Source organism: Streptomyces mangrovisoli, assembly GCF_000974985.2.
Classification (GTDB): Bacteria; Actinomycetota; Actinomycetes; order Streptomycetales; family Streptomycetaceae; genus Streptomyces; species Streptomyces mangrovisoli.
Map to the genome: position 1 here is coordinate 1 of NZ_LAVA02000133.1, position 2,625 is coordinate 2,625.

The 2,625-nt window shown below is 72.2% G+C and carries 4 protein-coding genes; 3 read left to right on the forward strand and 1 reads right to left on the reverse strand.

The window, feature by feature from the left end; genetic code table 11:
- Nucleotides 1-109 precede the first annotated feature (109 nt).
- The gene (locus WN71_RS37480; protein WP_071369934.1) at nt 110-727 is read right to left on the reverse strand and encodes a TetR/AcrR family transcriptional regulator; all 618 of its coding nucleotides are present in this window, start codon (nt 725-727) and stop codon (nt 110-112) included.
- A 266-nt stretch (nt 728-993) separates the two neighbouring features.
- Between WN71_RS37480 and WN71_RS37485 the strand changes: the two genes are divergently transcribed.
- From WN71_RS37485 to WN71_RS37495, 3 genes are all read left to right on the forward strand, one after another.
- Nucleotides 994-1,758: a DUF2127 domain-containing protein gene (locus WN71_RS37485; RefSeq protein WP_046593024.1), complete on the forward strand. Its 765-nt coding sequence runs from the start codon at nt 994-996 to the stop codon at nt 1,756-1,758.
- An 82-nt stretch (nt 1,759-1,840) separates the two neighbouring features.
- Entirely contained in the window at nt 1,841-2,227 is a 387-nt protein-coding gene (locus tag WN71_RS37490; RefSeq protein ID WP_071369935.1) for a MerR family transcriptional regulator, read from the forward strand.
- A gap of 14 nt (nt 2,228-2,241) precedes the next feature.
- Entirely contained in the window at nt 2,242-2,556 is a 315-nt protein-coding gene (locus WN71_RS37495) for a thioredoxin family protein (protein WP_046593027.1), read from the forward strand.
- Nucleotides 2,557-2,625: the final 69 nt, after the last annotated feature.

Here is a 2,625-nt window from a genome sequence, read left to right on the forward strand (position 1 = left end):
CTGCGCGACCAGCCACGACGGACCCGCACCCGACGACGCGCCCGCCCCCCCCCAAAAAAAGACGACGCACCCGCACTCGTTCCCCCGAAAAAAGGGGCGCCGCGGCACTTCAGTGGCTGACCTTCGCCACCAGGGCCGAGGCCAGGGAGGCCGGTACGCCCGCGGTGGTCAGCAGGGTGACCGCGGCCGCGCGGCCCGCCTCCCGTGCCGCCAGCAGCCCGTCGTTCACCGCCTCCATCAGCGCGAACAGCATCTGCTCGTGGACGTACGCCAGCGCGGCCGCGGGCAGCGGCGAGGTGAAGGCGCCCTGCGCGAGGCCCCGGCGCAGCACCTCGGTGCACTCCTCGCGTACCGGCGCCAGCCGCTCGCGGATGCCCTGCACGGTCACGCTGCGCTGGGCCAGCGCCACCAGCAGGCGGTAGCGGTCGGCGATCTCCCAGACCGCGAGCGTCGAGCGGGCGAGCGCCTCGGCCGGGTCCGGGGTGCCCTCGCGGCCCGCCGCATTGGCCGCCGCGACGGCCTCCACGGCTCCCTCGACCAGGGTGGAGACCAGCGCCTCCCGGCTGGGGAAATGGCCGTAGACCGTCCGCCGTACGACCCCCGCGGCGCGGGCGATCTGATCCATCGACGCGTCCGGGTCGCGCAGCAGTTCAGCGAGGGCCACCTCCAGGATCCGGCGGCGGTTGGCATCGGCGCGACTGCTGTTACCCGTGGTCATGGTGGTCATTGTGCCTGCCCCCGGGCCGGGGCTCACCGTCCCTGCGCAAGGGCTTCACCTCCTTCATTTGCCCAGCGCTGTGCAGTCTGGTGGATGCGGACGACGCGGCCGACGCAGCCGGCCCGGTGGACCCTGCCGACCCCGCGGATGCGGAACTCGCGGACACGACGGCGAACTGAACGGCCTCGTCCGTCGTCTCTCACCGCGATGCACTACCGTGCCGTGCCGGACCGACCGGTGCGGCACGGCCGCAGGTATGTGGGGAGGCACGGGGGATGAAGATCGACTGGGACCGGCGCACCTGCGCGCGCAAGGGGCACGTCACGTACGCGCCGGACGACCCGCGCCTGCGGGTCCGGCTGCGCGCCGACACCGCGCTCGGCGAGGTCTGGCGCTGCCTGCGCTGCGGCGACTTCGTGCTCGGCGAGCCGCACGGCGGCGGACCGGCCTCCGGGGCGCCCCTGGTCCCGCGCGGCAAGGTGCTGCGCGACCTGTTCATCCTGCGCTTCCTCGCGATCGAGCGGGCCGTGCGCGGCGTGTTCATCGTGCTGGTCGCGGCGGCCGTGTGGAAGTTCAGCAACAGCCAGGACGCGGTGCGCCGGCTGTTCGACGACTACCTCGACGTCTTCCGCCCGGTCTTCAAGCACTTCCACTACGACCTCGACCACTCCCCGGTGGTCGGCTCCATCCAGAAGGCGTTCGGCTACAAGCACTCCACCCTGCTGCTGGTGGCCGCGCTGCTGCTGGCGTACGCGCTGATCGAACTCGTCGAGGCGGTCGGCCTCTGGTACGCCAAGCGCTGGGCGGAATACCTCACGGTGATCGCGACCGCCGCGTTCCTGCCGCTGGAGATCTACGAGCTCACCGAGCACATCAGCTGGCTGAAGATCGCCACGCTGGTGCTGAACATCCTGGCCGTGCTCTACATCGCCCTCGCCAAGCGCCTGTTCGGGCTGCGCGGCGGCCGCCGCACGTTCGACGAGGAGCGGCGCAGCGCCTCGCTCCTGGAGGTGGAGGAGTCCGCGGGCGTGATGGTCTGACCCCGGGCCGCCCCGCGCTCGGGCGGGTGCCCGTGGATCGGCGCTTGCCTTGACGTCGGCGTCAAGGCTTACGGTCGTAGACATGCGAATCGGCGAGCTGGCCGCACGGGCCGGGACCACGACGCGGACGCTGCGGTACTACGAGTCGCGCGGGCTGCTGCCCGCGCGGCGCGGGGACAACGGACACCGGACGTACGACGAGAGCGATCTCACGCTGCTGCGGCAGATCAGGACGCTCCAGGACTTCGGGTTCGACCTGGAGGAGACCCGGCCGTTCGTGGAGTGCCTGCGCGCCGGGCACCCGGCGGGCGACACCTGCCCGGCCTCGATCGCGGTCTACCGGCGCAAGCTGGCGGAGCTCGACGAGCTGATCGGGCAGCTCCAGGCGGTGCGCGCGGAGATCGGGGTGCGGCTGGCCGGCGCCGGAGGCGAACCACCGTTGTGCGAACTGGGAGGGCAGCAGCTGTGATCAAGGCGGCGGGTGTGGCCGAAGTGACGGATCAGGACTTCGCGGCGGAGGTGCTCGGGGCGGACCTGCCGGTGCTGGTGGAGTTCACCGCGGACTGGTGTCCCCCGTGCCGGCAGATGGGCCCGGTGCTCACCGCGCTGGCCGCCGAGGAGGGCGAGCGGCTGAAGGTGGTCCAGCTGGACGTGGACACCAATCCGGACACGACCAACGCGTACAAGGTGCTCTCCATGCCGACGTTCATGGTCTTCCGCGGCGGCGAGCCGGTGAAGGCCATGGTCGGCGCGCGGCCCAAGCGGCGGCTCCTGGAGGAACTCTCCGACGTGCTCTGACCCGCTCCGGACCGGCCGCGGGGCCGGCGGTACGACACAGAAATCCCCCGGGCGCAATTGCGCCCGGGG

Coding starts and splice junctions, on each gene's coding strand:
- WN71_RS37480 (WP_071369934.1), bottom strand. CDS start 727: ATGACCACCATGACCACGGGTAACAGCAGTCGCGCCGATGCCAACCGC.
- WN71_RS37485 (WP_046593024.1), top strand. CDS start 994: ATGAAGATCGACTGGGACCGGCGCACCTGCGCGCGCAAGGGGCACGTC.
- WN71_RS37490 (WP_071369935.1), top strand. CDS start 1,841: ATGCGAATCGGCGAGCTGGCCGCACGGGCCGGGACCACGACGCGGACG.